General features: G+C 74.1%; 27 protein-coding genes. 17 read left to right on the plus strand and 10 right to left on the minus strand.

What is annotated here, in order from left to right:
* Positions 1-64: 64 nt before the first annotated feature.
* The gene (locus ACZ462_RS21460; protein WP_467802967.1) at positions 65-403 is read left to right on the plus strand and encodes a hypothetical protein; all 339 of its coding nucleotides are present in this window, start codon (positions 65-67) and stop codon (positions 401-403) included.
* A gap of 109 nt (positions 404-512) precedes the next feature.
* Here ACZ462_RS21460 and ACZ462_RS21465 read toward each other — a convergent pair whose 3' ends face one another.
* The 4 genes from ACZ462_RS21465 to ACZ462_RS21480 form a co-directional block, all read right to left on the minus strand.
* Positions 513-1,742 carry an amidohydrolase gene (locus ACZ462_RS21465; protein ID WP_467802968.1) on the minus strand — a complete coding sequence of 410 codons (1,230 nt, stop codon included), beginning with the start codon at positions 1,740-1,742 and terminating at the stop codon, positions 513-515.
* 85 nt (positions 1,743-1,827) lie between these two features.
* The gene (locus tag ACZ462_RS21470) at positions 1,828-2,244 is read right to left on the minus strand and encodes a TraR/DksA family transcriptional regulator (RefSeq protein WP_467802970.1); all 417 of its coding nucleotides are present in this window, start codon (positions 2,242-2,244) and stop codon (positions 1,828-1,830) included.
* Positions 2,245-2,308: 64 nt separating this feature from the next.
* Positions 2,309-2,677, minus strand: coding sequence for a VOC family protein (locus ACZ462_RS21475; RefSeq protein WP_467803258.1), 369 nt, complete (start codon positions 2,675-2,677; stop codon positions 2,309-2,311).
* 96 nt (positions 2,678-2,773) lie between these two features.
* Positions 2,774-3,220 carry a hypothetical protein gene (locus ACZ462_RS21480; protein WP_467802972.1) on the minus strand — a complete coding sequence of 149 codons (447 nt, stop codon included), beginning with the start codon at positions 3,218-3,220 and terminating at the stop codon, positions 2,774-2,776.
* A 125-nt stretch (positions 3,221-3,345) separates the two neighbouring features.
* Between ACZ462_RS21480 and ACZ462_RS21485 the strand changes: the two genes are divergently transcribed.
* Positions 3,346-3,801 (plus strand): hypothetical protein, encoded by a 456-nt coding sequence (locus ACZ462_RS21485; protein WP_467802974.1) that lies wholly within the window; start codon positions 3,346-3,348, stop codon positions 3,799-3,801.
* A 41-nt stretch (positions 3,802-3,842) separates the two neighbouring features.
* Here ACZ462_RS21485 and ACZ462_RS21490 read toward each other — a convergent pair whose 3' ends face one another.
* Positions 3,843-4,322, minus strand: a complete 480-nt coding sequence (locus tag ACZ462_RS21490) for a DedA family protein (protein WP_467802976.1) — start codon at positions 4,320-4,322, stop codon at positions 3,843-3,845.
* An 846-nt stretch (positions 4,323-5,168) separates the two neighbouring features.
* Between ACZ462_RS21490 and ACZ462_RS21495 the strand changes: the two genes are divergently transcribed.
* The 6 genes from ACZ462_RS21495 to ACZ462_RS21520 all read left to right on the plus strand — a co-directional run bounded on the left by ACZ462_RS21495 (position 5,169) and on the right by ACZ462_RS21520 (position 9,976).
* The gene (locus tag ACZ462_RS21495) at positions 5,169-5,390 is read left to right on the plus strand and encodes a hypothetical protein (RefSeq protein WP_468252591.1); all 222 of its coding nucleotides are present in this window, start codon (positions 5,169-5,171) and stop codon (positions 5,388-5,390) included.
* Between the two features lie 98 nt (positions 5,391-5,488).
* Positions 5,489-6,025, plus strand: a complete 537-nt coding sequence (locus ACZ462_RS21500) for a hypothetical protein (protein ID WP_467802978.1) — start codon at positions 5,489-5,491, stop codon at positions 6,023-6,025.
* A gap of 59 nt (positions 6,026-6,084) precedes the next feature.
* A complete protein-coding gene (locus tag ACZ462_RS21505; RefSeq protein WP_467802980.1) occupies positions 6,085-7,338 on the plus strand; it encodes a serpin family protein in 1,254 nt (417 codons plus the stop codon).
* A 144-nt stretch (positions 7,339-7,482) separates the two neighbouring features.
* The gene (locus tag ACZ462_RS21510; RefSeq protein ID WP_467802982.1) at positions 7,483-8,415 is read left to right on the plus strand and encodes a matrixin family metalloprotease; all 933 of its coding nucleotides are present in this window, start codon (positions 7,483-7,485) and stop codon (positions 8,413-8,415) included.
* Positions 8,416-8,506: 91 nt separating this feature from the next.
* Positions 8,507-9,229 (plus strand): SCO4651 family lipoprotein, encoded by a 723-nt coding sequence (locus ACZ462_RS21515; RefSeq protein WP_467802983.1) that lies wholly within the window; start codon positions 8,507-8,509, stop codon positions 9,227-9,229.
* A gap of 9 nt (positions 9,230-9,238) precedes the next feature.
* Positions 9,239-9,976, plus strand: a complete 738-nt coding sequence (locus tag ACZ462_RS21520; protein ID WP_467802985.1) for a VOC family protein — start codon at positions 9,239-9,241, stop codon at positions 9,974-9,976.
* 94 nt (positions 9,977-10,070) lie between these two features.
* On the opposite strand, the gene ACZ462_RS21525 is transcribed toward ACZ462_RS21520, so the two are convergent.
* Positions 10,071-11,273 carry an NAD(P)/FAD-dependent oxidoreductase gene (locus tag ACZ462_RS21525; protein WP_467802987.1) on the minus strand — a complete coding sequence of 401 codons (1,203 nt, stop codon included), beginning with the start codon at positions 11,271-11,273 and terminating at the stop codon, positions 10,071-10,073.
* 403 nt (positions 11,274-11,676) lie between these two features.
* Here ACZ462_RS21525 and ACZ462_RS21530 point away from each other — a divergent pair, with 403 nt between their 5' ends.
* Positions 11,677-12,372 (plus strand): hypothetical protein, encoded by a 696-nt coding sequence (locus ACZ462_RS21530; protein WP_467802988.1) that lies wholly within the window; start codon positions 11,677-11,679, stop codon positions 12,370-12,372.
* A gap of 26 nt (positions 12,373-12,398) precedes the next feature.
* Here ACZ462_RS21530 and ACZ462_RS21535 read toward each other — a convergent pair whose 3' ends face one another.
* Positions 12,399-13,019 (minus strand): PadR family transcriptional regulator, encoded by a 621-nt coding sequence (locus ACZ462_RS21535; RefSeq protein WP_467802989.1) that lies wholly within the window; start codon positions 13,017-13,019, stop codon positions 12,399-12,401.
* A 168-nt stretch (positions 13,020-13,187) separates the two neighbouring features.
* Between ACZ462_RS21535 and ACZ462_RS21540 the strand changes: the two genes are divergently transcribed.
* The 4 genes from ACZ462_RS21540 to ACZ462_RS21555 all read left to right on the plus strand — a co-directional run bounded on the left by ACZ462_RS21540 (position 13,188) and on the right by ACZ462_RS21555 (position 16,213).
* On the plus strand, positions 13,188-14,129 hold the full coding sequence (locus ACZ462_RS21540) for an ATP-binding cassette domain-containing protein (RefSeq protein ID WP_467802991.1): 942 nt from the start codon (positions 13,188-13,190) through the stop codon (positions 14,127-14,129).
* Positions 14,126-14,959 (plus strand): ABC transporter permease, encoded by an 834-nt coding sequence (locus ACZ462_RS21545; RefSeq protein ID WP_467802993.1) that lies wholly within the window; start codon positions 14,126-14,128, stop codon positions 14,957-14,959. Before ACZ462_RS21540 ends, ACZ462_RS21545 begins: the two co-directional genes overlap by 4 nt.
* Positions 14,960-15,020: 61 nt before the next feature.
* Positions 15,021-15,686 carry a DUF5701 family protein gene (locus ACZ462_RS21550; RefSeq protein ID WP_467802995.1) on the plus strand — a complete coding sequence of 222 codons (666 nt, stop codon included), beginning with the start codon at positions 15,021-15,023 and terminating at the stop codon, positions 15,684-15,686.
* Positions 15,687-15,817: 131 nt separating this feature from the next.
* Positions 15,818-16,213 (plus strand): VOC family protein, encoded by a 396-nt coding sequence (locus tag ACZ462_RS21555; protein ID WP_467802996.1) that lies wholly within the window; start codon positions 15,818-15,820, stop codon positions 16,211-16,213.
* Positions 16,214-16,294: 81 nt separating this feature from the next.
* On the opposite strand, the gene ACZ462_RS21560 is transcribed toward ACZ462_RS21555, so the two are convergent.
* The 3 genes from ACZ462_RS21560 to ACZ462_RS21570 all read right to left on the minus strand — a co-directional run bounded on the left by ACZ462_RS21560 (position 16,295) and on the right by ACZ462_RS21570 (position 20,811).
* The gene (locus ACZ462_RS21560) at positions 16,295-18,751 is read right to left on the minus strand and encodes a D-alanyl-D-alanine carboxypeptidase family protein (RefSeq protein WP_467802997.1); all 2,457 of its coding nucleotides are present in this window, start codon (positions 18,749-18,751) and stop codon (positions 16,295-16,297) included.
* Positions 18,752-18,885: 134 nt separating this feature from the next.
* Complete coding sequence (locus ACZ462_RS21565) at positions 18,886-19,296, minus strand: hypothetical protein (RefSeq protein ID WP_467802998.1); 411 nt, start codon at positions 19,294-19,296, stop codon at positions 18,886-18,888.
* A 201-nt stretch (positions 19,297-19,497) separates the two neighbouring features.
* The gene (locus ACZ462_RS21570) at positions 19,498-20,811 is read right to left on the minus strand and encodes a preATP grasp domain-containing protein (RefSeq protein WP_467803000.1); all 1,314 of its coding nucleotides are present in this window, start codon (positions 20,809-20,811) and stop codon (positions 19,498-19,500) included.
* 268 nt (positions 20,812-21,079) lie between these two features.
* Between ACZ462_RS21570 and ACZ462_RS21575 the strand changes: the two genes are divergently transcribed.
* The 4 genes from ACZ462_RS21575 to dpgA all read left to right on the plus strand — a co-directional run bounded on the left by ACZ462_RS21575 (position 21,080) and on the right by dpgA (position 25,532).
* Positions 21,080-21,193 carry a pheganomycin family RiPP precursor gene (locus ACZ462_RS21575; protein ID WP_467803002.1) on the plus strand — a complete coding sequence of 38 codons (114 nt, stop codon included), beginning with the start codon at positions 21,080-21,082 and terminating at the stop codon, positions 21,191-21,193.
* Positions 21,194-21,283: 90 nt separating this feature from the next.
* Complete coding sequence (locus ACZ462_RS21580; protein ID WP_467803004.1) at positions 21,284-23,278, plus strand: RiPP maturation radical SAM C-methyltransferase; 1,995 nt, start codon at positions 21,284-21,286, stop codon at positions 23,276-23,278.
* The gene (locus tag ACZ462_RS21585) at positions 23,275-24,450 is read left to right on the plus strand and encodes a glycine amidinotransferase (RefSeq protein ID WP_467803006.1); all 1,176 of its coding nucleotides are present in this window, start codon (positions 23,275-23,277) and stop codon (positions 24,448-24,450) included. Before ACZ462_RS21580 ends, ACZ462_RS21585 begins: the two co-directional genes overlap by 4 nt.
* A complete protein-coding gene (dpgA, locus tag ACZ462_RS21590; RefSeq protein WP_467803008.1) occupies positions 24,447-25,532 on the plus strand; it encodes a 3,5-dihydroxyphenylacetyl-CoA synthase DpgA in 1,086 nt (361 codons plus the stop codon). Before ACZ462_RS21585 ends, dpgA begins: the two co-directional genes overlap by 4 nt.
* The last annotated feature ends 31 nt before the right edge of the window (positions 25,533-25,563 follow it).

A 25,563-nucleotide genomic window follows, 5' to 3' on the forward strand; every position in this document is an offset into this window, starting at 1 on the left:
CTGACGAGTAAGGCCCCGTCCCCGCCGATGACGCCCGAGCGGCGGGTGTGGGCCAGAAGAGGCCGTGCACGCCCCCGAGGTCCGCGGTCAGCGGGAACGTCGCGCTGGGCTTCACGGTGCAGCCGGCCATGGCGCGCCAGGCGCCGTCTTCGCGTACGCGGTGGAACCAGATGATGAACACGACGATCGTGGGCAGCATCGTGACTACCTGGAGCAGCCCGGCGAGGATCGTGAGCGCCGGGGACAGGCCGAGGTCGAGGGACGGACAGCCGTTATCCGGGGCGCGGGTGCCGATCGGCCGATCGGCACCGGGCTGCCCGGGGCCGCCGTACGGCTGCCGGGGCCCGATCTGGCCGAGGTGCCGGAGGGCGAGCCCGGCGAGGTGTACGTCGCGGGGGCGTAGCCGGCCCGGGGCTACCTGGGGGGGCCGGGCCTTACCGCCTAGCGCTTCGTCGCCGACCCGTACGGGCGGGCCGGTACGCGCATGCACCGCACCGGCGACCTGTCGTGCTTCACAGGCCGGCCACGGCGCGCTCCCGCAGGGCCGCCCACGCCTGCGCGCCGGCCTCCGGGCACAGCAGCACGTCCGCCGCCGTGCAGGCGAGGGCTTCCGCCGCCGCGAGCAGGACGCGGCGCCCGCGGGGAGAGGCGGCCGCCTCGGCGAACCGGGGGGTGTGGTCGGAGCCGTCCGCCGCGTCCATGATGGCGAGGAACGGGTGGATGGCCGGCACACGCGTGCTCACGTTGCCGATGTCGGACGAGCCCAGGTACACGCCGGCCTCCGGTTCCGTCAGGCGGATCCCGGCCCGTGCCAGGTGCCCGGTGAACCGGGCGGTGAGGACGGGGTTGTCGCGGAAGTGCTCGTACCGCGCCCCTGCCCGCTCCACGGTGGCCGTGGTCCCGGTGGCCGCGGCCACGCCTTCGGCGCACCGCTGAAGTTCGCCGGCGAGCGCCTCCAGAGCGGCCGTGGTCGCGCCGCGGAGCCCGAACAGCCCCTCGGCGTACTCGGGGACGATGTTGGTGGCGCGTCCGCCGTCGGTGACGATGCCCTGGACGTGGGAGCCGGGCGGCAGCCGGCGGTGCAGCACGCCCAGCGTGTTGAAGAGCTGGACGAGCGCGCCCAGGGCGTCGATGCCCTCCGTCGGGTTGCCCGTCGGGTGGGCGGCGCGGCCGTGGAAGCCCACCCTGATCTGCGCGCTGGCCGTCAGGGGCGCCCACGACCAGTCGTGGACGCCCGGGTGCACCATCAAGGCCGCGTCCACCCCGTCGAACACCCCCGCTTCCACGAGCGCGACCTTGCCGCCGCCCCGCTCCTCCGCGGGCGTGCCGACCGCCAGGATCGAGCCCTGCGGGCCTCCGAGCGCGCCCCGCACGGCGAGGGCCGCGCCCAGGCCGGCCGCGGCGATCAGGTTGTGCCCGCAGGCGTGGCCGAGCCCCGGCAGCGCGTCGTACTCCAGCAGCAGGGCCACCCGGGGCCCTTCGCCGCTGCCGGCGCACGCGGTGAACGCGGTGGGCAGGCCGGCCGCACCCCGCTCGACCCGGAAGCCGTCCCGCGCCAGCTCCGCCGTCAGCAGCCGGGCCGCCCGGTGCTCCTCGTAGGCCGGCTCGGGGTCGCGGTGGAGCGTCAGGGCGGTGTCCCACAGGCGGTCGGAACGATCGGCAACCTCCTGCCGGATCCTGTCGTACACCGCCTCCGGGGCGGGGACGGGCCGGCCGTCGGGGCCGGGGTGGCGGTCGGTCACGGCGACTCCTGGGTGGGCGGCAGGGTGCTGCTGTGCGTGTTCCACGGCAGCGGCTCCTGATGCGCCGCGTCGGGCGGGCCCACTGTCAGGCGGGGTGGTGGGGCGGGCGGCGAGGGGGTGTTTCGGCGCAGTGGACGCAGGTGGTGGTTGCCGGGCGGATTTCCAGGCGCTCCGGCGGGATGGGGTTGCCGCAGTGTTCGCACCGGCCGTAGCGGCCCGTAGCGAGGCGTTCCAGGGCGCGGTCCAGTTCGTGCAGGTGCTCGCGGGTGCGGGCCAGGAGGGCGGCTACGTGGGCCCGCTCGAAGGCGGTGCTGCCGCCCTCCGGGTCGTGCTCGTCGTCGACCGCGACCAGGGCGTTCGCCGCGACGATCCCGTCGTACTCGCGGCTGAGCGCGGCCGCCTCCGCGAGGGTGTCGGCGCGGTCGGCGGCGAGGCGTGCGTAGGCGGCGGCGCCGGCGGACGGGGTGTCCGCGTCGGGGCCGTGCCGGGGTGCGTCGGCCATGGCGGCCACAACGCCGGCCCTCGGTCGGCCATTCCCCGGACGGCCTTCGGAGGAGGCGCGGGTTCTACCGGGCCGGGATGGGCTGCGTGAGGTTCAGCGCGTTGCCGTCGGGGTCCAGGATGTGGGCGACGCGACGGCCCCACGGCATGTCGTTGGGGCCGCTGCGCACCGAGCCGCCCAGCGCCTCCACGCGGGCGAGCGTCCCGTCGACGTCCTCGACGCCGATGCTGAGCAGGATCCGCGGCGCCGTGCCGGTCCCCGGATCCGCGGTGGCCACCAGGCCCAGCTCGGTGTCCCCGATGCGCAGGCCGAGGTAGAAGGGCGGCCCTTCGGCCGGGAACCGGAACACCTCCTCGGCTGCGAACAGCTCCGTGTAGAAGCCGCGGAGTAGGTCTTGGTCGGCGGTGATGATCACAGGCTGGATGGTGGACATGGTGCCGGTGCTCTCCCTGTCGAGGACGGTCGCGTCGAAGGGGAGACCGGTACGGCGCGGCGAACTCATCGGCACCACCGCTTCCGCGGCGGCGCTTCAGCGGAGGGAGTGGGGCCGCTGGTGTCGGGTGGGTGGGGTGTGGCTCAGGCCGTTCTCGTCGAGGGCGTTGAAGACGGTCGTGCGACCCGTTTCGAAGACGAAGCTGACGTCGACGTTTCCCTGCGCCAGGTCCCGGCCGGTCCATTCGAGCAGTTCGACGTCCTTGAGGGGCAGGCCCAGCTGGGCTCGGACGCCGAGGAGGGGCGCGGCCCGCCACCGGATGTCGAAGCCGGGCCATCGGACAGGGGTGCCGGGGTCGATGGTGTTCCAGGTGAGGGAGAGGTCGCCGAACTTGTGGTGGTTGATCTCGACCTGTTGGCCCTCGAAGTCGAACAGGACGGGGCAGTCGCAGAACCACTCGTCGTCCCGGAGGTCCCAGACGAGCCAGACCCTCGTCAGGGTCCGGCCGACCAGGTCGCGCAGGCGGGGCCCGTGAGCGCGCACGACGTCATCGCGGCGGTTCAACCACAGGGGTCGGTAGCCTGTGACACCGAAATCGAACATCGGGTCATCGTGTCAGAACTGCGCGCCTGCGCGTCGGCTCGATCCGGCCCGGGGAGGGCGCGCCAGTGGGCTGGGACCTGGAGATCGTGCAGCCGGAGGGGGCCGGTGACACCGACTACCGCTTCAACAGATCGAGCATGGGGTACGCGAAGGCGACGATGGCCCGCCTCGGGATGCTGTCGTACGAGGACCCGCCCGATCCCCGGCTTGAGGACTTCGGGCTGACGCCCGAGGATCTCCGGGACCCGCACGGCGGGCGGGCCCCCGAGGCCCTTGCGGCGTTCACCGCCGCCTGGCGGGACTGGCAGGCCGAGCGGCCTGTCGGCATCCCCCACTACAAGATCGGCGAAGGGAACGACGGCTGGCTGGTGACCCCGGCCGAGATTCGGGCCGCGCTCGCCGCGTTCGATGCGCAACCGGATGAGGCGAAGGCCGGGACCATGGCGGAGGAGCCGCGCTGGGACGAGTGGATCGGCTTCCTGCGCCGGGCGGCCGATCACGGGGGCTTCCGGGTGGAGTGACATCGGGCCGCGCCCTGCCGGCTGCGGCCCGCCGGTTGCCGTCAGGATTCCTCTGCCCCACCGGCGGAGGAGCAGGTCGCCCGGCGTCTGCGGTAGGCGATCGTGCCGGACACCGCGAGGAGGAGGGCGGCCGCGGCGGCCGCGCCGAGGGCCGGGTGTTCGGTGAAGAGGCGACCCAGCACGGCGAGCGCGCCGAGCCCCGCGGTCGCGTAGATCAGCGCCCAGGCCGCCCCGCCGATGAACAGGGCGGGGAGGTACCTCACCAGTGGCATGCGCATGCTGCCCGCGAGCAGGTTGGCGGCGGTCTGGAAGCCGACGGTCAGGAAGGAGACGGCCACCACCGGGGCGCCCCAGCGCTGGATCGCCCGCTCGACCCGCTGGAACTTGGCCGAGGAGATCCGGTCGGCGAACCGGCTGCGCCGGGCTCCGGCGCCGGCGAGCCAGCCGACGGCGAAGGTTCCTCCGGCGCGGAGCAGCACGATGACGTAGAGGGCTCCGGCCGTGAGCGCGATCTTATCCACGGCGCCTCGTCCCGGTCTCCGGTCCGGCGTACGGGAGGCCTGTCACCCGCATGGGTGCTCCGTCCCCGCAGGGGCGCGGCGCGCACGCGCCCGGCCGTCGTCTCTCACCTGCGCCCCGCCTCTGACTGTTCCGTTCCATGGGTTGCCACCTGCGGCAGCGGTTCCCGAACCTGCAGCCAGGCAAGGCCACCCTAACCGAACGCGCATCGGGGGGGTACAGGGCACCGGCTCCGGCCCGCAGGCAGGTCCCCCCACGCAGCAGCGCCGTCAGGGGCCTGGGATTCCAGGAACCTGACGGCGCCAGTGCTGGGGGAACCCGCTGGCACAGGTTCCGGCCCGGTGTGGTGCGTGTCGAGTTGGCTACCGGCCGGGGAAAGGCCGAGATGGGAAGAGAGGGCGAAAGGGGGCAGTGAAAGGTTCCAGGGCCGCTGCCGAGTCCGAAGCGGACAGAGGGCAGGCCGTTTCCGGAAGGCGTACGTCCCCCCGGAGTGGCGTGGCCGGACGGCATCCCTATGGCCCTTGCATAACCCTCTCCTCCACCTGTGGAGTGCGCGAACAAGGAAGAGAGTGCCCCACCCCCCGGGGGCGGCGCTACGGCCCGTTTCAGTTCGTCCCACCTTCGCGTGGAACGCCTGCTCCCACGCCGCCGCAGGTCAGCGCGGGGGACGGGCGGCGTGCGGCGGCGTGGTCGCGGGCCGTTCCGCCCCCGTGTCCCGGTTCCCCGGCTCCTACGCGCTGGGCGCGGTGCCCGCGAACCGAAAGAATTTGCCGGAGGTGTCTGATCCGCCGGCTCTGGCAGGCCGTCAGATCGCAGGGGCACCGGTCGAGTTGGCTACCAGTCGCGAGGTGGATTTGAACCGCAAGACGAACGACACGCACACCGCTTCCCCGCTGATCCCCGCCGTGCCCGCCGTCATGGTGGTGCTCGTCCTCGGGGTCTTCACCGGCCTGGTCCTGGCCGGGATGGACCTGCAGACGGCCGCGGTCACCGTGGGCGTCGGCGGCCTGCTGGGCATCGAGCTGGTCCGCCGGCTGGTGCAGGCCCTCCCCGCCCGCCGCTCGCGGTAGCGGTGGGGCGCGGGACGAGCGCCCGTGCTGAGGCGGCCAGGAAGGAACTGGCGGAGTGGCTCCGGTCGCTCCGCCCGTCCTGGCTCTCCTACAGCCGCATGGCGCAGACGTCGCAGCAGATCGGCCATCCCGCCTCCGCGGCGGCGCTGTGCCGGGCGGACAAGGGCCGCAGCCTCCCGCCGTGGAAGACCGTCGAAGCGTACGTCCGGTGCTGCGGCGGTCCGGTGGCCGAGGCGAGGAAGCTCTGGCAGCGGGCGGCGAAGGCGGCCGTCGACGCGCGGGGCACCGCCGTCCCCCTGCCGAGGAGCGCGCCGGCCCTCCCCTACGTGATGGAGCCCGCCGATCTCCTCCAGGCGATGCGTGAACTGCGGGTGGCCGCCGGGCAGCCGACCCTGCGCACTCTGGAGGAGCGCGCCGCCGTGCCCGGGGCCGGCGGGGTGAGCCGCCTGCCCAGCACCACCATCGGGGACGTCCTCAAGGGCAGGCGCGGGTGCAGCGAGACGGTGCTGCTGCACTTCGTACGGGCCTGCGGGGTGACCGGGGAGCACGAGATCCGCCAGTGGCTGGACGCGTGGCACCGCGTCGAGGCCTACAAGCGGGAAGGGGCCGCCTCCCGGTACACCAGGGCGTCCTGAGGGCGCCGGGCGCGGAAAAGCGTTCCGGGGCGCGGGTGGGACGGCCGTAGGCTCCGCGCATGAGTGCGAGGGATGAGACGGTTCGTGCGGTCAACCGGCTGACCGGCCGCTGGGCCGAGGCCGCGGTCGCGGCCGACGGGCGTACGGGGAGCGTGCTGACCGCCGCCGGGGTCTGGCCGCTGCTGGCGCTGCTGGCGGACGGGGCCGGCGGGCCGGCCCGGGCGGAGCTGTCCGCGGCGCTCGGCATACCCGCCGGCCGGGCCGCCGGCGCAGCGCGGGAGCTGCTGGCCGCGCTGGGGCGCGTACGGGGGCTGGCGGCCGCGACCGGGCTGTGGGCGCGGGCCGACCTGCCGCTCGACCCGGAGTGGGCGGCCCGGCTGCCGGAGGGCGCCCGGGGCGGGCTCAGCGGCGACCCGGCCGCCGACCGCAGGCTGCTCGACGAGTGGGCGGCAGCGCGTACGGGCGGCCTCGTCGAGCGGATGCCGGTGCAGGTGACCGAGGGCACCCGGCTGGTCCTGGCGTCCGCCCTGGCGCTGCGGCTCCGCTGGATACGGCCGTTCCGGGAGTGGCCGGGGACCTTCCCGGAGGGGCCGTGGGCCGGCCGGGAGGTCCTGCGGCTGCTCCGTACGACCTCGCTGCTGCACCGGGTCCGGGTCGCGGGGACGCCCGCCGGGCCCGTCACCCTGCTCGAGGTGGTCGGCGACGGAGGGGTGGACGTCCACCTCGTCCTCGGCTCCCCGGACGCCCCCGCCGGGCAGGTCCTGGCCGGCGGCATCGCCGCCGCGACCCGGGCCGTGCCGTCGGTGGACGGCTTCTCCCTGCCCGAGGGCGCGCCCGGGCCGGGGCTGCGGGTCGGCGTCGGGGCGGCGTACCGGCCCGAGCCGCGGCTGAGCGTGGACACCGTGGCCTTCTCCGTCGACGCGGACCACGACCTCCTGGAGCACGCCGGGCTGTTCGGCCTGGAGACGGCCCGCACGCCCGCCCCCGCCGGCCACTTCCCCGGGGTCAGCCGGGATCCGCTCCTCGTCGACTCGGGCCGGCAGGCGGCCGTGGCGCGGTTCCACGCGAAGGGGTTCGAGGCCGCCGCCGTCACCGCTTTCGGCGCGGTGGGCGCCGCCGCGCTTCCGCCGCCTCCCTACCGGGTGCGGACCGTCGACGTCCGGTTCGACCGGCCGTTCGGCTTCCTCGCGGTGCAGCGGTCCTCGCGGCTCGTGCTCGCCGCGGGGTGGGTGGCCGAACCGCTCGCGTACGTCGCGGACGAGGGCTACTACGACGACGATGACGAGGACGAGGGCTGGGACGGCGGGGAGTGAGCGGGCGGCGCTGCCCGGCCTGCCGCCGGGTTGCGCCGGCCAGGGTGCCTCCTATGGTGGAAGCAGCACCACTCCGCGGACGATCCCCCTGCTGCCGGGCCTTCGCGTGCCGGCGGCCGGCCGCACCGACTCCGGGAGGCGCGGATGCTGAAGGCTCCGCTGCAGCCCCTGAAGAGGGGCGACCACGGCCCCGAGGTCGCGGCGCTGTACGGATACCTGCGGCAGCTGGGGTACGCGCCGTACTCGCCGCCCGCCGCCGACCACTACGACGAGCCGCTCGCCGGCGCGGTGCGCCGGTACCAGGAGTGCTTCGGTCTGGACGCCGACGGCGAGGTCGGCGAGCGAACCCTGGCGCAACTGCGCCGGCCGCGCTGCGGGGTGCCGGACCTGCTGCCCGGCACCACGGCGGTGCCCCGGGCGGTGCCCGCGATCCGCGCGTGGCCCCGTACGAACCTGACCTACGGATTCATGCGGCACACAGCCGATCTGACGCCGGCCCAGGCGGCCGCGGCGGTCTCGCATGCCTTCGCCACCTGGGCCGCGGTGACGCCGCTGGCGTTCCGGCACGTCCCGCCGCCGCTCGCGGTCAGCGGCGCCGTGCGCGCGCTGGCCCTGGCGGTCCGCTCCGGGCCGGCCTTCGACCGTGCGCAGGCGGCGGCCGTGCAGGCGCTGGCCCGGCTGTACCGCGTGGACATCCTCGTCGGCTTCCTCGTCCGCGAGCACGGCGATCCGCCCTCCTTGCTCGGCACCCCGCCGTTCGACGACAGCGCGCTGGTGCTGGGGCACGCGTGGCCGCCGCCGTCCACGGCGGCACCGGAACCCTTCGCGGGCGGCGTCCACTTCAACGACGCCCCGACCTGGACGAACCGGCCCGGCCTGCTCACCGACCTACAGGCCGCCGCGCTGCACGAGATCGGCCACGCCCTCGGGCTGGGCCACACGACGACCGGCACGGACTCCGTGATGACGGCCTCCGGCGGCGACGGCCGGCGCGAACTGGCCACCGCGGACATCGAAGCCGTGCAGCGGCTCTACGGGCCGGCGCGCTGGCCGCGCGACCGGACGGGCGGCCGCTGAGGACCGCCTGCCCGGCCGGCCGGCGTGGCAAGATCAACCTCAGTGGTCGACCGTTGGCGGCAGGGGTGGGGTTGTGAAGGCAGGACGCGCTGTGCGCGGTCTCGCGGTGCTGGTGCTCGCGGGGGCGGGGGTGGCGGGGTGTGCCGGGGAGCCGGGTGGCGCCGGGCCGCTCGGGAAGACGGCCGACGCCGTGGCGAAGGCCGGGTCGGCCGAGGTCAGCGTACGGGTGGCGTCGCCCATGACCGGCGGCCGGCCGGTGGAGATCAAGGGCGCCTACGCGTGGGGGAACGGGTACGCCATGGACGCCCGGACGGCGGGCGGGTCGGCGCTGGAGGAGGGCGGCACGGGCGGGACCTCCGCGGTGCGCCTGGTGGAGGACTCGTACTACTACGAGACCCGGAACGACCCCGAGGGCAAGCGGTGGCTCAGGCTCACGGCCGCGGAGGTCGGAGGGGGGTCCGATGCGGAGGCCCTCGGCGGGCCGGCGAACGCCGTATCCGCCATCACGGCCCTCGCCTCGGCGAAGGACGTCGCCAGGGTCGGCGAGGAGGACGTGAACGGCAGGCAGACCACCCGCTACAAGGCGACCATCCCGCTGGGGAAGCTGCACAAGGACGCGGAGCGGCCCTGGCACGGCGTGGTTGCGCAGGGTGTCGACATGGTGGCCGAGGTGTGGGTGGACGGCAAGGGCGTGCCCCTGCGGCTGTCCCAGACGGCGGGCGCCACCAGCGTGTTGACGGAGTTCCTGTCCTACGGTGTCCCGGTCTCCGTCTCCGCCCCTCCGGCCGGAGAGACCGCCGGGGACGGGTCCTAGGATCCCGGTATGGCAACACGACTCGTGCAGATCAACATGAAGGCGCAGGACGACTCCGCGCTCGGCCGGTTCTGGGCGGAGGCGCTGGGGTGGGGGATCGACAGCGAGGCGCCCGGGGTGACGAACCTCGAACCCGTGGGCTTCGCCTATCCGGACCCGTCGGCCGTCTGCATCGACCTGATCGCCCGGCCCGAGCCCAAGACGGTGAAGAACCGGGTGCACATCGATCTGGCCACCGCCTCGGCCGCCCACCAGGCGGAGTTGGTGGGCCGTCTGAAGGATCTGGGGGCGACACTCGCCGACGTTGGCCAGGGCGATGTCCCGTGGACGGTCATGGCCGACCCGGAGGGCAACGAGTTCTGCGTCCTGGAGCCCCGTCCGGTCTACCGGGACACCGGGCCGATCGCCGCGGTGGTGGTCGACTGCGCCGACCCGCGGGCCATGGCCCGGTTCTGGGGCGGGGTGACGGACTGGACGGTGGTGGAGACCGCGGACGACCACGCGTCGCTGCGTTCCGCCCAAGGCGTCGGCCCGTACCTGGAGTTCGTCCGGACCCCCGACGCGAAGACGGTCTGGAACCGCGTCCACCTCGACATCGCCCCCTACCGCGGGGACGACCTGGAGGCGGAGGCCGCCCGGCTGCGCGCCCTCGGCGCGGCCGACCCCGGGATCGACCAGTCCGGGATCCACTGGAAGGTGCTGGCCGACCCGGAGGGCAACGAGTTCTGCCTGCTCACCCCGCGCTGACGCGGGCCGGGGGGCGGCCGGTGCGGACCCGTGGGCGCCGGTGCGCGCCGCGGGTCCGCCCTCGCCTCCGTAGGCGGCCGGGGCCGGGCCCCGGTCAGGCCGCTGCCCCGGTCGGGGCGGGCGCGGCCGGGGCCTGCCGGGCGCTGGTGACGCGGCGGCGGCGAGTCGGCATCCCGAGGGTGGGGTTGGCGACGCCCCAGGTCGCGCCCTTGCAGATGATCTCCTTGTAGACGGCGGCGGTGCGGCCGGTGAGGGCCTTCTCGACGGCGCGGTCGTCGGCGGTGACGAACTGGATGAGGCCCTCCTTGCGCCCCAGCGAGATGCACTGCTGGTAGTAGCGGATCGGGACGTGCGGCACCTTGACGCCGGCGAGCCGGGCGGCGATGGCGTCGGCGGCCTGCCAGGCCATCGGAACGCCCGAGGCGCAGGACATGCGCAGCGGCCGGTCGTTGGGGCCGACGGCCATCGCGGCGTCGCCCACCGCGTAGACGTCCGGGTGCGAGACCGAGCGCATGGTGGAGTCGACGACGATCTGCCCGCGGTCGGTGAGTTCGAGGCCGGCCGCCTCGGCGATCGGGTGGACGGCGAAGCCGGTGGTCCACACGGTGGCCGCCGAGGGGAGGACCGTGCCGTCGGCCGTGGTGACCCGGTCCTCGGCGACGGCGGCGGCGTGCGTGTGCTCGTGGACGGTGATGCCGAGCCGGTCCGCGACCTTCCGCAGGTGGCCGCGGCCCTTCCGGGACAGCCAGTCGCCGAGAACGCCGCCGGTGAGCAGGTGCACGTCGAGGTCGGGGCGGGCTTCGGCGATCTCCGTCGCGGCCTCCACGCCCGTCATGCCGCCGCCGACGACCACGACGGGGCGGCCGGCCTCCAGGGCGGCCAGGCGCTCGCGCAGCCGGAGGGCGCCACCGCGGCTGGACACCTCGTGGGCGTACCGGGCGGCGCCGGGGACGCCGCCGTCGTTCCAGCCGCTGCCGAGGGCGTAGACCAGGGTGTCGTACGCGAGCTCCTCGCGGCCGGCGGCGCCCTGGACCGCGACCGTCTTGCGGTCGGCGTCGACGGCGGTGACCTCGGCGAGCTTCAGCTGCACACCGGTCCCGGCGAACATCTCGTCGAACGGGCGGGGGCGGAGCTCCTGGCCGACGGCCAGCTGGTGCAGGCGGACCCGCTCGACGAAGTCGGGCTCGGCGTTGACCAGGGTGATGGTGACGTCGTCGGCGTGCAGCCGGCGGGCGATGCGGCCGGCGGCGACCGCTCCGGTGTAGCCGGCGCCGAGGACGACGATGCGGTGCTGCATGTCCGTGCTCCTGTCTGCTCGGGATCCGCCGTGGTCCGGCGTGGTCTCGCACCTTGAACCGGACGGCCTTGCGATCCCTGACAGGATGCGGATGTGACCTGCGCCACATCGGTGAAGGGTGGCCCCGGCCCGCGTCCGGGCGGGCCGGGCCGGGGCCGTCGGTCGGGCAGGCGGTCGAGGACCCACTCGCCGATCTCGGGGGTCATGGCGCTGGGCGGGTCGTTGTCGGCGGAGAGCATGCAGTCGTCGAGCTCGGACCGGTCCGGGGCAGGCTGCCGATGTCGGTGTACAGGCCGTCCTGCTGGTCGAGGTCGCGCCGCATGGGTACGGAAGGGGCGTACCGTACCGCCGGGCCGGGCCCGCCCGGTCGGCAACGCCGCCGCTCGCCTCAGGAGGACAGCGCATGACCGACCAGCCCTCTCCCGCCGCCGACGGGGTATGGGATCCCTTCGGCACCCTGCGCCGCGCGCTGTGGATCGGCGGCGGCCAGTGGGCCGGCAAGTCGACCGTGGCGCGGCTGCTGGCCCGCCGGTACGGCGTCACCGCGTACCACTACGACTTCCACGACGCCCGCGGCCACGAGGACCGCAGGATCGCCCGGCGCGTGCGCCTCGGCGAGCCCGCCGACGGCCCCGACCCGGAGCAGGTGTGGGTGCGCACCGGCCCCGAGGAGATGGCCGCCGAGACGCTGGCAGGCTTCCCCGCCCGTTTCGAGTGGGCCCTGGACGACCTGCGCGCGCTCGTATCGGGCCGGCCAGTCATCGCCGAGGGGTGGGGGCTGCGCCCCGAACTCGTCGCACCGCTCGTCGATTCGCCGCGCCGGATGGTCGTCATGGTGCCCACGCCCGCCTTCCGCCGGCGCCAACTGCGCGAACTGCCCCGCGCCGCCTCCTTCGGGCACCCTGTCAGCGACCCGGCCCGCGCCCAGGCCAACCGGCTCGCCCGGGACGTGCTCGTCGCCGAGGACGCCGTGCGGACCGCCCGGCGGCTCGGGATCCGCGTCATCGAAGTCGACGGTTCGCACGACGCTGCCGCGGTCGCCGAGGCGGTCGCCGGGCACTTCGGCCCCTACCTCCCGCCGGAGGATCCCGCCGCCTGAGGTGGCGGGTGCGGCTCCGTGCCGGCTCAGCGGGGCGCGGCGTACGGGTTCGGCTCATCGTCGGCGAGGATGCCGACGAAGGGCTCGCCCTCCCCGGCGAAGGTGTACGCGCCGCCCTCGATCCGCTCGATCAGGCCGTTGGTCCACTCGGCCTCGCTGTCGGCCGAGTGGACCCACATGTTCATGATCTCGCCGATGTGCCCGAGCTGGCCGGGGCCGTTCTCCGGCGTGTAGTACTCGGTGACCGCGGACCGCCACTGTTCGAGCCGGGCGATCCGCTCCCTGAGGAGCGCGACGGCCTCCTCGCGCGGCAGGTCGACGATGAACCCGATGCCGGCCGAGAGGACGTCCATCTTCTGGTCGTACGAGGTCAGCGCCTGGCGCAGCAGGACGAAGTACTCCTCGGTGCCCTGCTGCGTCATCTGGTACTCGACGCGCGGCGGGCCGCCGGCGGTGCTCGGCGCGACCTCGTGGGCCAGGAGGAGGCCCTCCTTGGCCATCTGCTTGAGCGCGTGGTAGATCGAGCCCGGTTTGGCGTTGGACCACTCGTGGGCGCCCCAGAACTCCAGGTCGTTGCGGACCTGGTAGCCGTGTGCGCGTCCGTGCTGGCGGACCGCGCCGAGGACCAGCAGCCGGATCGCTGACATGGGCGTCTCCCTTCTGGACAACTCCGCACAGCGTAGGTGCGGGGGCGGCGGCCGGGGACGGCGGGGCCGCTCCGCCTCCAGAATGGTAATCAAGTTTGACTAATGGGCGCGGGCGGCGTACCGTCTTTCTTGCTAGTCAAGTTTGACCACTGACGGAGGGCTGGTGCTTTGACCGAGCGCGATCCGGCGATCCTCGCCGAGGGCCTGCGGAAGAGGTACGGGGCCAAGCAGGCCCTGGACGGACTGGACCTCACGGTCCGGGCCGGGACCGTCCAGGGGATCCTGGGCCCGAACGGCGCCGGCAAGACCACAGCCGTGCGCATCATGTCCACGCTGCTGCGCCCCGACGAAGGGCGCGTCGAGGTGGCGGGGGCCGACGTCAGGACGCGTGCCGACGAGGTCCGCGCCCGCATCGGGCTGGTCGGCCAGCACGCCGCCGTGGACGAGGAACTCAGCGGACGGCAGAACCTGGAGCTGTTCGGCCGGCTCCACCGGCTCGGCGCACGCGGCGCCGCACGCCGGGCCGACGAGCTGCTGGCCCGGTTCGGGCTCTCCGACACCGGCCCCAAGGCCGTCAAGCAGTACAGCGGCGGCATGCGGCGGCGGCTCGACCTCGCGGCGGCCCTCATCTCGCGGCCGGAGGTGCTCTTCCTGGACGAGCCGACGACCGGGCTCGACCCCCGCGGCCGTACGGAGGTGTGGAACGCGGTGCGCTCGCTCGTCGACGGCGGCACGACCGTCCTGCTGACCACCCAGTACCTGGAGGAGGCCGACCAGCTCGCCGACCGGATCGCGGTCGTCGACCACGGCAGGGCGATCGCCGAAGGCACCCCGGACGAGCTGAAGTCGGCGACCGGCGGGGACCGCATCGACGTCGTGCTGCACGACGCGGCCCGCCTGGCGCACGCGGCCGCCCTCCTGCCCGGCGACGCGGTCGTGGACGAGGACCTGCGCCTGGTCAGCGCCGCCGTCACCGACCGGATGGCGGCCCTGACCGGGACCGTACGGGCCCTGGAGGCGGCCGGCATCGAGGCGCGTGACATCGCGGTGCGCCGGCCGACGCTCGACGAGGTCTTCATGCACCTGACGAAGAGGGAGGACGCGGCATGAGTGCGGCTGCGGTACCCGGCGCGGGCACGGCGCACGGAGCGGTCACGCGGGCGGCCTGGGCCGCCGCCGACTCGTGGACGATGACCAGGCGCGAGCTGATGCACTGGGCGCGCGAGCCGGCCCAGGTGGCCGTCGGGCTGGTCTTCCCGGTGATGATCATGCTGATGTTCGGCTTCCTGATAGGCGGCGGCCGGGGCGTCGACGGGGACTTCACGGCCTACCTGGTACCCGGCATGCTCGCCATGACGATGGTCTTCGGCCTGGAGGCGACGATGCTGGCGGTCACCCAGGACCTCGGCAAGGGCGTCATCGACCGGTTCCGGTCGCTGCCGATGGCCTCCGGCGCGGTCCTCGTCGGCCGGAGCACCGCCGACATGCTGCAGTCGGCGGCCGGCCTCACCGTGATGATCGCCGTCGGGTACGCGATGGGCTGGCGCTGGCACCACGGGACCGCCGCCTTCCTGGCGGCCGTGGGGCTGCTGTTGCTGCTGCGGTTCGCGATGCTGTGGGTCGGCATCCACCTGGGGCTGGTCGCGGGCAAACCGGAACTGGTGCAGGCGGTGCAGATCCTGGTGTGGCCGGTCGGCTTCCTCTCCAACGCCATCGCCGCGCCCGGATCGATGCCGTCCTGGCTGGGCGCGGCCGTGGAGTGGAACCCGCTGTCGGCGACGGCCACCGCGGTGCGCGGCCTGGTCGGCAGCCCCGGCGGCACCGGCGGCGGCTCCTGGGCCGCCGAACACGCCGAACTGCTCGCTGTGGCCTGGCCGGTGGCGCTGATCGCAGTGTTCTTCCCGCTGGCCGTGAGGCGCTTCCGCGGCCTGAGCCGCTAGACCAGCCTTCGCCCTTCCCCCTTCTCCCTTCCTGTCGGAATCACGAAAACGAGGAAGTACCTTGCCCGAGACCGTTTCCGCCTCCGCTCCCGCTCCCGCCCCGCTCCCGTCGCTCGCCGCGCAGGCCGAGCGGCTGATCGGGCTCGGGGTGCCCGAGCTCGCAGGGATGCCCGCCGACCGCGTGCGGGCGTACGCCGAGGCCGCCGGCGGTGACGGCGGCGGCGATGTCCTGCTGGCCGTCCACCCGGACCTGGCGCCCGCGTCCGCCCTCGCGCCGCTGCTCCGCCACGGGGACAAGCCCGGCTTCACCGTCACCGACATGGCGGACGTCGACCGGTTCACCCCGGACGGCATCGACCTGCCCGACGCGCCCCTCTACCTCGTCGCCGGCCCCGACCGCGGCGACCGCATGGCCAACTGGAGCCCGGAGGAAGCACTGCCCGCACTCCACCGGGAGGACCGCACGCCGCTCCTGCTCACGGAGGGCATCCACTGGCTGCTCCAGCAGCCGGCCGTCCTGGAGCGCAACCGCTGCTTCATGACGATCGGCTCGCGCCTGCGCAAGCCGAACGGCACCTTCGACGCCCGTACGCCGGCCATCTGGATCAGCAACGGCACCGGCCGCGACGGCCGCGAGCGGCGCGACGCGCCCAAGGTCGGCTGGTGCTGGTGGAACAACCGCCACACCTGGCTCGGCTTCGCCTCCACCACCGGCCGCCGCCCCTGAAGCCCGCCCGAAACCGGCGCGCAACCTCCGGGCTACGCCCGAGATTGAGGACAAGAACTGACCTCATTGGCGCCTACTGTCGGGGCATCAGCCGGGATGCGGTATCCACGGCGGGGAGAAACGGGGACACCATGCTGCGAGGGCTTACCACCGTCAGCTTCCGGGCAGCCGACCTGGCGGCAGCACAGAGCTGGTACACGGAACTGCTCGGTGTGGAGCCGTACTTCCAGCGGCCCGGGTACGTCGAGTTCCGTCTCGGGGACTACCGGCACGAGCTGGGGCTGATCGACAGCCGCTACGCGCCCGCAGAGGCGGGGCCCGGGCCCGGCGGCGCCGTCGTGTACTGGCACGTCGACGACGTGAGCGCGGCTCTCGCAAGGCTGCTGGCCCTGGGGGCGAAGGAGTACGAACCGCTCACGGAGCGCGGAGCAGGGTTCGTCACCGCCTCCGTGACCGATCCCTTCGGGAACGTCCTGGGCGTGATGTACAACCGGCACTACCTCGATGTGCTGGCCGCACGCGGGTGACAGCAGGGGCCCGGACCCGGCGGTGCCCCGGCGGGGATCCCACCGGGGCACCGGCCTCATGCGCCTCACGCGCTCCGGGCGTCAGCGCAGGCGGGTGAGGCGGGTGCCGAGGGAGGGCTCCTCCAGGGCGGTGCGGACGGCCACCGGCACGCTCTTCGCGCCGTCGCCCTCGCCGGCCGTCAGGGTGCCGACCTCGGTACCCGCCTTCGCCTCGCGCCGCAGCGGCGACGCCCCGGGAGACAGCGTCAGCGTGAACTGCTGGCCGGGGACGGCGATCGCGTTCAGGTCCTTGGCGGCCACGAGCGGCGTACGGCCGCCGAGGCCGTCGTCCACGTGCCCGACGACATCGCCCTTGCGGACGAGCGGGGCGGACGCCAGGGCCGAGCGCACCGCCTCGACGATCTTCCTGCTGTTGGAGAGCACCAGGGCCAGGCTCTTCGTGGCGTTCGGGTCGGGGCCCTCCACGCGCTGCTCCATCAGCGTGCCGAGGATCAGCGGGGTCTCGTCGCCGACCGACTTGTACGCCGCCCACATCAGCGCGCCGCCGGCCGGCGTGCTGGACCCGGTCTTGATGCCGCGGACGCTGAGGCCCTGCACGGTCAGCAGGGTGTTGTTGTTGACCAGCGGCTGGGGCAGCCCCTTGATGGGCGCGCTGGGCATCGCGACGATCGAGCGGAACACCTCGTCCTTCATCACCGCCTCGGCCAGCTTCAGCTGGTCGGCGGCGGTGCTGACGGTGCCGGCGTCCAGGCCGCTGGGATCCGTGTACGTGGTGTCATTCATGCCGAGGTCGCGGGCCGCGGCGTTCATCTTCTCCACGAACGCGGCCTCGGAGTCGGTGCCGGTGTCCCAGCGGGCCAGCAGGCGGGCGGCGTTGTTCCCCGACGGGATCATCAGCATCTTCAGCATGTCCAGCTGGCTGAACTTCTGGCCGGCCGTGAGCCCCTCGATCCGGGACTCGTCCTCGGACTTGCCCTCGGCGACGGCCTTCGCGTCGACGGTAAGGGTGGGGCCGGACTCGTTCTTGCGCAGGGGGTGGCCCTTGAGGATCACGTAGGCCGTCATCACCTTGGCGACGCTGGCCGTCGGAACGGGCTTCTGCTCCCCGAACGAGCCGACGTCGCCGGAGCCGGAGACGCGGACCGCGCCCTGGCCCTTGGCCGGCCAGGGGACGGAGAACTGCCCGTCGACGCTACGGGTGGTCTCGGCGGCGACGAGCCGGGGCGCGGGCAGCGGACGCAGCAGCTGGGCGCCGACGAAGCCGCCGGCGAGGAGCAGCACGACCGGCGTCCACAGCCTGGCGCTGCGCAGCAGCGGGCGGCGCCGGGGCTCCGTGTGCGGGAGCTGCACCGCCGGCAGGTCCAGCGGCGGCGGCTGGAACGCCACGGGGGCCGGGGCCGGGGCCGGCGCGGGGGGCTGCGGGCGCGGGCCCGGCCGCGGAGCGGCGGGCGCCGGAGCGGTGGGGCGCGGGGCGGTCGGTGCTGAGGCGGTGGGCTTCGGTGTGGTGGGGCGCGGGGCGGTGGGCGGCTTGAGGGCGGGGAAGCGGGTCGTCCGCTCGGGGTCGGCTTCCCCTTCCTCCGTACGCGCCCACGCGGGCGCCTTCCGGCCGTCGCCGCCGGACGGGCCGGGCCGGTCGCCTCGTGCGGGCGGCTCCCCGGTTCCCTTCGCCGGGGGTGTCGGGCCGGACTCCGGCCTGGGCTTCCGGGCCGCCGTCGCCGTGTCGGGGGCACGGAAGACGAGGGTCCGCGTGTCGTCGTCCGCGCCCGCCGGGGCGGCCGGGGCGGGCTCGGCACCGGCATCGTCCCCCGGCGCCTCGGTGCGCGGCGTGGCGGCCGGCTTGGCAGGGGTGTCGGCAGGGCCGCGCGGCGGCTTGGTGAACACCAACGTCGCATCCGCCTTCGCGCCGCCCTCGGCCGCGTCGGACTCCTCCGGCGCGGGCTTGGCGGCCGGCTTGGCGGGGGTGTCGGCAGGGCCGCGCGGCGGCTTGGTGAACACCAGCGTCGCATCCGCCTTCGCGCCGCCCTCGGCCGCGTCGGACTCCTCCGGCGCGGGCGGCGCCCCGGCTCCGGATGCCGCGTCTGCCGCCTCCGGTTCCGGGCCGTCCTCGGCGGCCTCCGCCCGGGTGTCGGCCGCCGGGGTCGCGTCGGCGTCGTGGGCGGTGTCCGCCTCGTCCTCGTCGGCGTCCGCGGTCGCGTCGGGGGCCGTCGTACCGGTGTCGGCGTCGGCCTCGGAGGCCGCATCCTTCGGGGAGGCGCCGGCTGCGGGTGCGCGCCCGGCCTCGGGGCCGGTGCCGTCCTCGGGCCCGGCGCCCGGTGCCTCGGCGGGGTCGGTGTCCCCGTCGGGGTCCGCCGCGAGCGGCCGGGCGGCAGGCGCGTCCTCGGACGCGGCCTCGTCCGCCGCGTCCGCCTCGTCCGCCGCATCCCGGGTGTCCGGGGTGTCCGGTTCCGCGGCCTTGTCCTCCGGGCCCGCCGCGGGTGCGGTCGTCCTGTCGCGCTCCGGGTCGCCCGGAGAACCGCCCGCCACCGTCATCGCCTTCATCCCAGCCCCGCCTTGCCACTCACACCGTGCAGTTACGTGCGGCGCCGCCCCCGCGGAGCCGCACCGTACTGCTAGATGTACGCAGGGCCCCGCGCGTTCCCGATCGGACCCGTTCGGCGTGGCGTACCGGCTGATCAGTAGAAGCGGTGGCCCTGGACCAGAATCGTCCGCCTCCCGTCGGGCCGGACCAGGCGGTGCTTTTTGACGCCCTCGTAGCGGCGGCCGAACCGGAAGAGCGTCAGTCCGGCGATGAATCCGACGGCGACGAGGGGCACGAGGACGGCCATGGGGTTCATCGACGGGTCGTCCTCCTCGCGGACCTGGCCGCCGAGGTGGAAGGCCATGGGGAGGGTGACCAGCAGGGAGAGCAGCAGCACGCTGCCGATCACCAGGTAGAGCGTGCGCTTGCGCCGGGCCTTGGCGGCGCTCTCGACGGTGGCGGTGAAGTCCTTCCGGCAGCGCGGGCAGGAGAAGGCGACCGGCGCCTCGCCATGCTGCGGGCGGCGCATGTCGGGTGACGACAGCCTCGCCATGCTCCAGGTCACCGTCGTCAGGCTCCCTTGGTTCTTCACACTGACCCGGCATCCGACGCTCAACGCATAGCGGTCATCCAGCGCCAACTCGTCCACCCCCGACGGTTTCCCACGCGGCCCCGCGTGCCGCGGGCGCAGCGGGAGCGTACCGCCGTACCGGGCGCCGCGGACCCCCCTCGGCACAATCGGGGGCCGCTGCCCCGTCCGGGCCGGTCAGGAGGCGGGGGTGAAGAGCCGGGCGACCTGTTCCTCACGGTGGAGGGCGGCTTCGACGGTGTCCTCCGCGAAGCAGAGCATGACGCCCTTGCGGCCCGGGTGGTAGGCGGCCAGGATGATCGCGCCGCGGCGGGTGGCGGGGTCGTAGGCGTGGCCGGAGTCGCGGAGCCTGGTGAGGGCGGCGGTGAAGGAGGGCACCTCCCAGTGCCGGGGCCACACCCGTTCCAGCAGGATGCGGTCGGTGCCGAAGCCCGGGCCGACGACCCGCTTGCCGACGATCTCGTAGATGTGGGTGGAGCCGGTGGCGCGGCCGTTGTACTCGGTGAAGAGGACGTCCCCTCCCGGGGTGACGACGGCGTCGGCGCTGAGGATGCCGCGGTAGCCGACCGCGCGCAGTCCCTCCGAGATGCGGCGCCCGCCGTCGAGGAGGACGCCGAGCTGGTGCTCGGTGAGGTCCGGGGCGGGCATCACCTGGGCGTTGGGCAGGGGGCGGTACTGCATCTCGCCGTGCCCGCCGAGCCGGACGCCCGCGTCGGAGATCCAGTACTCGGCGAAGTAGGCGCGGCTGCCGGGGTGGTAGCGCTCGACGACGACCCGGTCGCGGCCGCCGACGGTCAGCCAGTCCCAGCGTTCGGCGAGGTACGCGGTGACCGCCGCCCGGTCGGGGAGGGCGCGTACGGTCCGTGCGCCCCGCAGGTCGACGTCGGCGGTGCGGCCGAGGATCTCGTTGCCGTCGCTGCCGGAGCCGAAGTCCTGCTTGAGGATGACCGGGCTGCCGTCGTCCAGCAGGCGGACGATGTGCTCCTCGGCGCGCCGCGGGTCGGCGCAGACCGCGCCGTCGGGGAGGGGGGCGCCCACGCCGGCGGCCAGGGCCCGGAAGACTGCCTTGCTGCTGCCGAGGAGTCCGCCGCTCTGCGTGAGGAAGGCGTGCCCTTCGAGGGCTTCCGGGCAGCCCAGGGCGTCTGCGAGGGCCGCGACGGCGGCGTCGGGCCACAGGGCGAACACCTCGTCGACGGGCCTGCCGGCGGTCCGCTTGCCCAGGTCGGCGAGGAAGGCGGGGTCGGTGAGCCGGTCCGCGGTGAGCGCGCCGGTGCCGAGGCGGCCGGGCGGCGGGACGACGACCTCCAGGGAGTCGCGGCGTGTGCCCGTCAGGGAGGTGACGTAGGAGAGGAACTCCTCCTCCGGAGAGACGGGGAGGACGAGGACGTCGCCGTCGCGGGCGAACCACAGCAGGCGCTGCACGGCCCAGCCGGTTGCGGCCCGCTCTTCCAGTTCCTCGCTCCAGTCGTTCCCGATCAGCAGTCGCGGCATCCGGCAATACTCCCTGTGGTCGCAGTGCCCTTTTCCGGCGGGACAGAAGAATGCCGCCCGGCCGGACCGGCCAATTGTCAAAAGCGGTGTGAGACGCCGTCAAGAGCGCCTCTCCCGCCTCCGAGGCCCCACGGGACTCGGCCGGGGCCGCCCGCCCGATTGTTGCGGTGGCCGGATCGCCACCTTGTCCGCCTCGCGCGCGCTTCCTACGATCGTTGACCGCTCACCGACGGAATCTCATATCCGGATATGAGGAAGGAGGTGAACCATGGAGCGTGAAATCGTCTGGACCGAGATCGAGGACGCCGATGTCGCCGCGATCGCCTCGAACAGCGACGTCTCGGACAGGCCCATCGTTTCGGCCAGCAACGTGAAGGACTGAGTCTGAGCCAGCCGACCAGTGCGCGACCCGGGTCCTTCCCCGCCCGCCGGGGAGGGGTCCGGCCTGCCGGAGCGGACGTACGGAGGAATCGTGTCAGGCGGCGCTGAGTTGAAACTGATCGGCCGGCCCCTGTTCCCGCCGGACTGCGTCCCGGCGAGGCCGCTGCGGATCGGGCTGGTGAACATGCCGTGGGCGCGCACCGACACCCCGTCCATCCAGTGCGGGCTGCTCCAGGCCGCGCTCCGCTCCTTCGGGCACGACGCGCGCAGCGTCTACCCGAATCTGGAGCTGGCCGCCGAGCTGGGGACGGACCTCTACGAGATCATCACCGAGGCCCCTTCGGAACGGGTCCACCTCTTCGGCGAATGGCTCTTCGGGACGGCGGCCTTCGGGGTGACCGAGGACGTCGAGGATTACCGGCTGCGTTTCCCCGAAGTGGCCGAAATGTGCGCCGAAGCGGGAGTGGACTGGGACGCCGTGGCCGATTTGCGGTGCCGCCGCCTTCCCGCGTGGATCGACGAACTCGCCGACCGCGACATCTGGCCGGAACTCGACATCGTCGGATTCACGTCGACTTTCATCCAGAACGTCGCCGCGCTGGCGCTCGCGCGCCGCCTGAAGGAAGCCCGCCCCGACCTGGTCGTCGTTTTCGGCGGCGCGAACTACGACGGCGACATGGGGCCCGAGTACCTGCGGAATTTCGACTTCATCGACTACGTGGTCGTCGGCGAGGGCGATGTGACGCTCCCCCGGCTCGCGGCGGCCGTGGCGCGCGGCGCCGACCCGGCCGCCCTCCCCGGCGTCTGCGGCCGCACCCCCGACGGCCGGGTGACCACCCCCGCCCCCGGCGTCCGGACCCGGGAGATGGACCGGCTGCCCGTACCGGACTACGACGACTACTTCACCGCCCTGGAGGCCCTCGGCCGGGACCGGGTGATCGGCCGGAACACGCAGCGGCTGCTGGTGGAGTTCTCCCGGGGCTGCTGGTGGGGCGCCAAGCACCACTGCACCTTCTGCGGGCTGAACGCGCTGGGCATGCAGTACCGGGCGAAGTCCCCGGAGCGGGCGCTCGCGGAGCTGGAGGAGCTGATGCGCCGGCACCGGGTCCTCGCGGTCGACGCCGTCGACAACATCCTCGACATGGCCTACCTCGACACCTTCTGCTCAGGGCTGCGCGGGGCCCCGTGGGACACCGCCCTGTTCTTCGAGGTGAAGGCGAACCTCACCAGGGACCAGGTGCGCCTGCTGGCCGAGGCCGGGGTGTGGAAGATCCAGCCGGGCCTGGAGAGCCTCAGCACGCACGTCCTCGGGCTGATGCGGAAGGGCTCCTCGCGGCTCCTCAACGTCCGGCTGCTGAAGTGGGCGCACTACTACGGCGTCCGCGTCGACTGGAACGTCCTGACGGGCTTCCCCGGCGAGACCGACGAGGACTACACCGGCCAGGCCGCCCTCGTTCCGCTGCTGACGCATCTGGAGCCGCCCGCCGGGGTCGGGCGGATCTGGCTGGAGCGGTTCAGCCCGTACTTCACCGACCCCTCCTTCGGGATGGGCGAGATCACGCCGAAGAGCGCCTACCGGCTGGCGTTCCCGGTCCCCGGGCTGGACCACAGCCGCATCGCGTACTTCTTCGACTACCGGGCCCCGGACACCGCCTCCCCGGACGCCGTCGCCGAGCTCGCCAAGGCCGTCGAGGCGTGGGGGCGGGAATGGGCCTCGGAGGACCGGCCCACCCTGGCCTACCGGCGCGGGCCGGACTGGCTGACCCTGTTCGACACGCGGGGCGGGCGGCGCCGCAAGACCACCCTCGCCGGGTGGCGGGCGCAGGCGTACGAGCTGTGCGGGGACGCCCCGCGCAGCGCCGCCCGCGTCCACCGGGAGCTGGGCGGCGGTACGGGACCGGGCGGGGCCGTGGGGCGGGCGGAGGTCGAGGAGTTCCTCGCCTCCTGCGCCGCGCACGGGATCTGCCTGGAGGAGGACGGCAAGTACCTCTCCCTGGCGCTGCCGCTCCGGTCCGGGCTGCCCGCACTGCCCGGGCGTACGGCCGCCGGGCCGGCCACTTCACGCGACCGAGGGAACTCACGATGATGCTGAACAGCTTCGACGAATGGTCCCCGCTCAAGGAGGTGGTCGTCGGCTCGGCCGCCCACTACACCTCCCACGAGCGGGAGCTGTCCTTCGACCTCTTCTTCCACGACAACATCGCCGGCGACAACTCGACCCGGTCCGAGTGGTACTACCCGCGGCTCACCGTCGGCGGGGCCGGGCAGGGGAGCGCCGGACCGGACGGGGACCGCCGCGGCCGGGTACCCATCAAGCAGCGCTACGTGGACGAGCTCGTCGAGGACCTGGAGGGCATCGCGGCGACCCTGACCGGCCTCGGGGTCACCGTGCTCCGGCCGATGGACCTCGACCCCGGCACCAGCGAGGTGCGCACCCCCGCGTGGTCGGCGTCCGTCGTCCCGCCGCTGAACATCCGCGACAACACGCTGATCCTCGGCGACGAGATCATCGAGACGCCGCCGATGATCCGCTCCCGGTACTTCGAGACCCAGTTCCTCACGCCGGTGTTCCAGAGGTACTTCGCGCAGGGCGCCCGCTGGACGGTGATGCCGCGCCCCCTGATGACGGACGCGTCGTTCGACCTCGACTACGCCCGCGAGAGCACGATCGGCGGCCCGACCGAGCCCATCGGCACCCCGAGCCCCTCCCCCTACGACGTCGGCATCGAGATGATGTTCGACGGGGCGCAGGTGCTGCGGCTCGGCCGCGACCTCGTCGTCAACGTCTCCACCGCGCACCACGCCCTGGCCTGCGACTGGCTGGAGCGGCACGTCGGCGACCGGTTCCGGATCCACCGCGTGCACCGGCTCAGCGACAGCCACATCGACAGCATGGTCCTGGCGCTGCGGCCCGGCACCCTGCTCGTACGCTCGGAGGCCGTCGCGGAGAAGCTGCCCGAGGCGCTGCGGAGGTGGGACCGGATCGTCGCGCCCGCCCCGGAGGGCGACAACTTCCCCCGCTACGAGGACGAGGACCTGGTGCTGACCAGCCCGTTCATCGACCTGAACGTGCTGTCCGCCGGCCCGGACACGGTGCTGGTCAACGAGGCCTGCCCGGAGCTGGCGCGGACGTTGGAGAAGCACGGTTTCACGGCGGTCCCGGTCCGGCACCGGCACCGGCGGCTGTTCGGCGGCGGCTTCCACTGCTTCACGCTGGACACGGTCCGCGAAGGCGGGTTGGAGGACTACCTCGGATGAGCCCGCCGGACACGGGGGCCGCCGCCCGGCTCGCCGGGGTCGGCACCGCCGTCCCCGACACCAGCTACAGCCAGCGCGAACTCCTCGACCTGCTGGCCGTCACCGACCCCCGGATCCGCTCGCTCTTCCTGAACAGCGCCATCGAGCGGCGCGGCCTGACGCTGCCCGCCGCCGGTCCCGACGGCTCCCGGGCGGTGGAGTCGCAGGGGGCGCTCCTGCGCAAGCACACCGAGCAGGGGCTGCTGCTGGGGCGGCGGGCCATCGAGAACTGCCTCACCGACACCGGGGCGGCGCTGTCGGACGTGCGCCACCTGTGCTGCGTGACGTCGACCGGCTTCCTGACGCCCGGGTTCTCCGCCCTGCTCATCAGGGAGATGGGCCTCGACGTCGGCTGCTCGCGCCTGGACGTCGTCGGCATGGGCTGCAACGCCGGCCTCAACGCCCTGGGCGCGGTCACCGGCTGGGCCCGGGCGCACCCCGGGGAGCTGGCGCTGCTGGTGTGCGTGGAGGTGTGCTCGGCCGCGTACGTCTTCGACGGCACGATGCGCTCCTCCGTCGTCAACAGCCTGTTCGGGGACGGCGCGGCGGCGGTCGCCGTCACCGCGCCCGGCGGCGGCGGACAGGGGGCGGGCGGGGCGCTCTCGCCGGCCCTGCTGCGTTTCTCCAGCCGGATCATCCCCGACGCCGTCGACGCGATGCGCTACGACTGGGACGAGGGGCACGGCAAGTTCAGCTTCAGGCTGGACCCGCAGATCCCGTACGTCGTCGGTGCGCACGCGGAGGGGGCGCTGGAGCGGCTGCTGCACGGCACGGGGCTGCTGGCCTCGGACATCGACCACTGGGTGGTGCACTCCGGGGGCAAGAAGGTCGTGGACTCCGTCCGCGTCAACCTGGGGCTGACCCGGCACGACGTACGGCACACCACCGGCGTGCTGCGCGACCACGGAAACCTGTCGAGCGGCTCCTTCCTCTTCTCCTACCAGCGCCTGGCGTCCGAGGGCTCGGTCCGCCCGGGCGACCTGGGGGTGCTGATGACGATGGGGCCCGGCTCGACGATCGAGATGGCGCTGGCGCGGTGGTGACCCGCACCCCGGGCCGCTCGGCGGGCGGCGG

It is taken from the genome of Streptomyces sp. NPDC031121 (assembly GCF_055570615.1).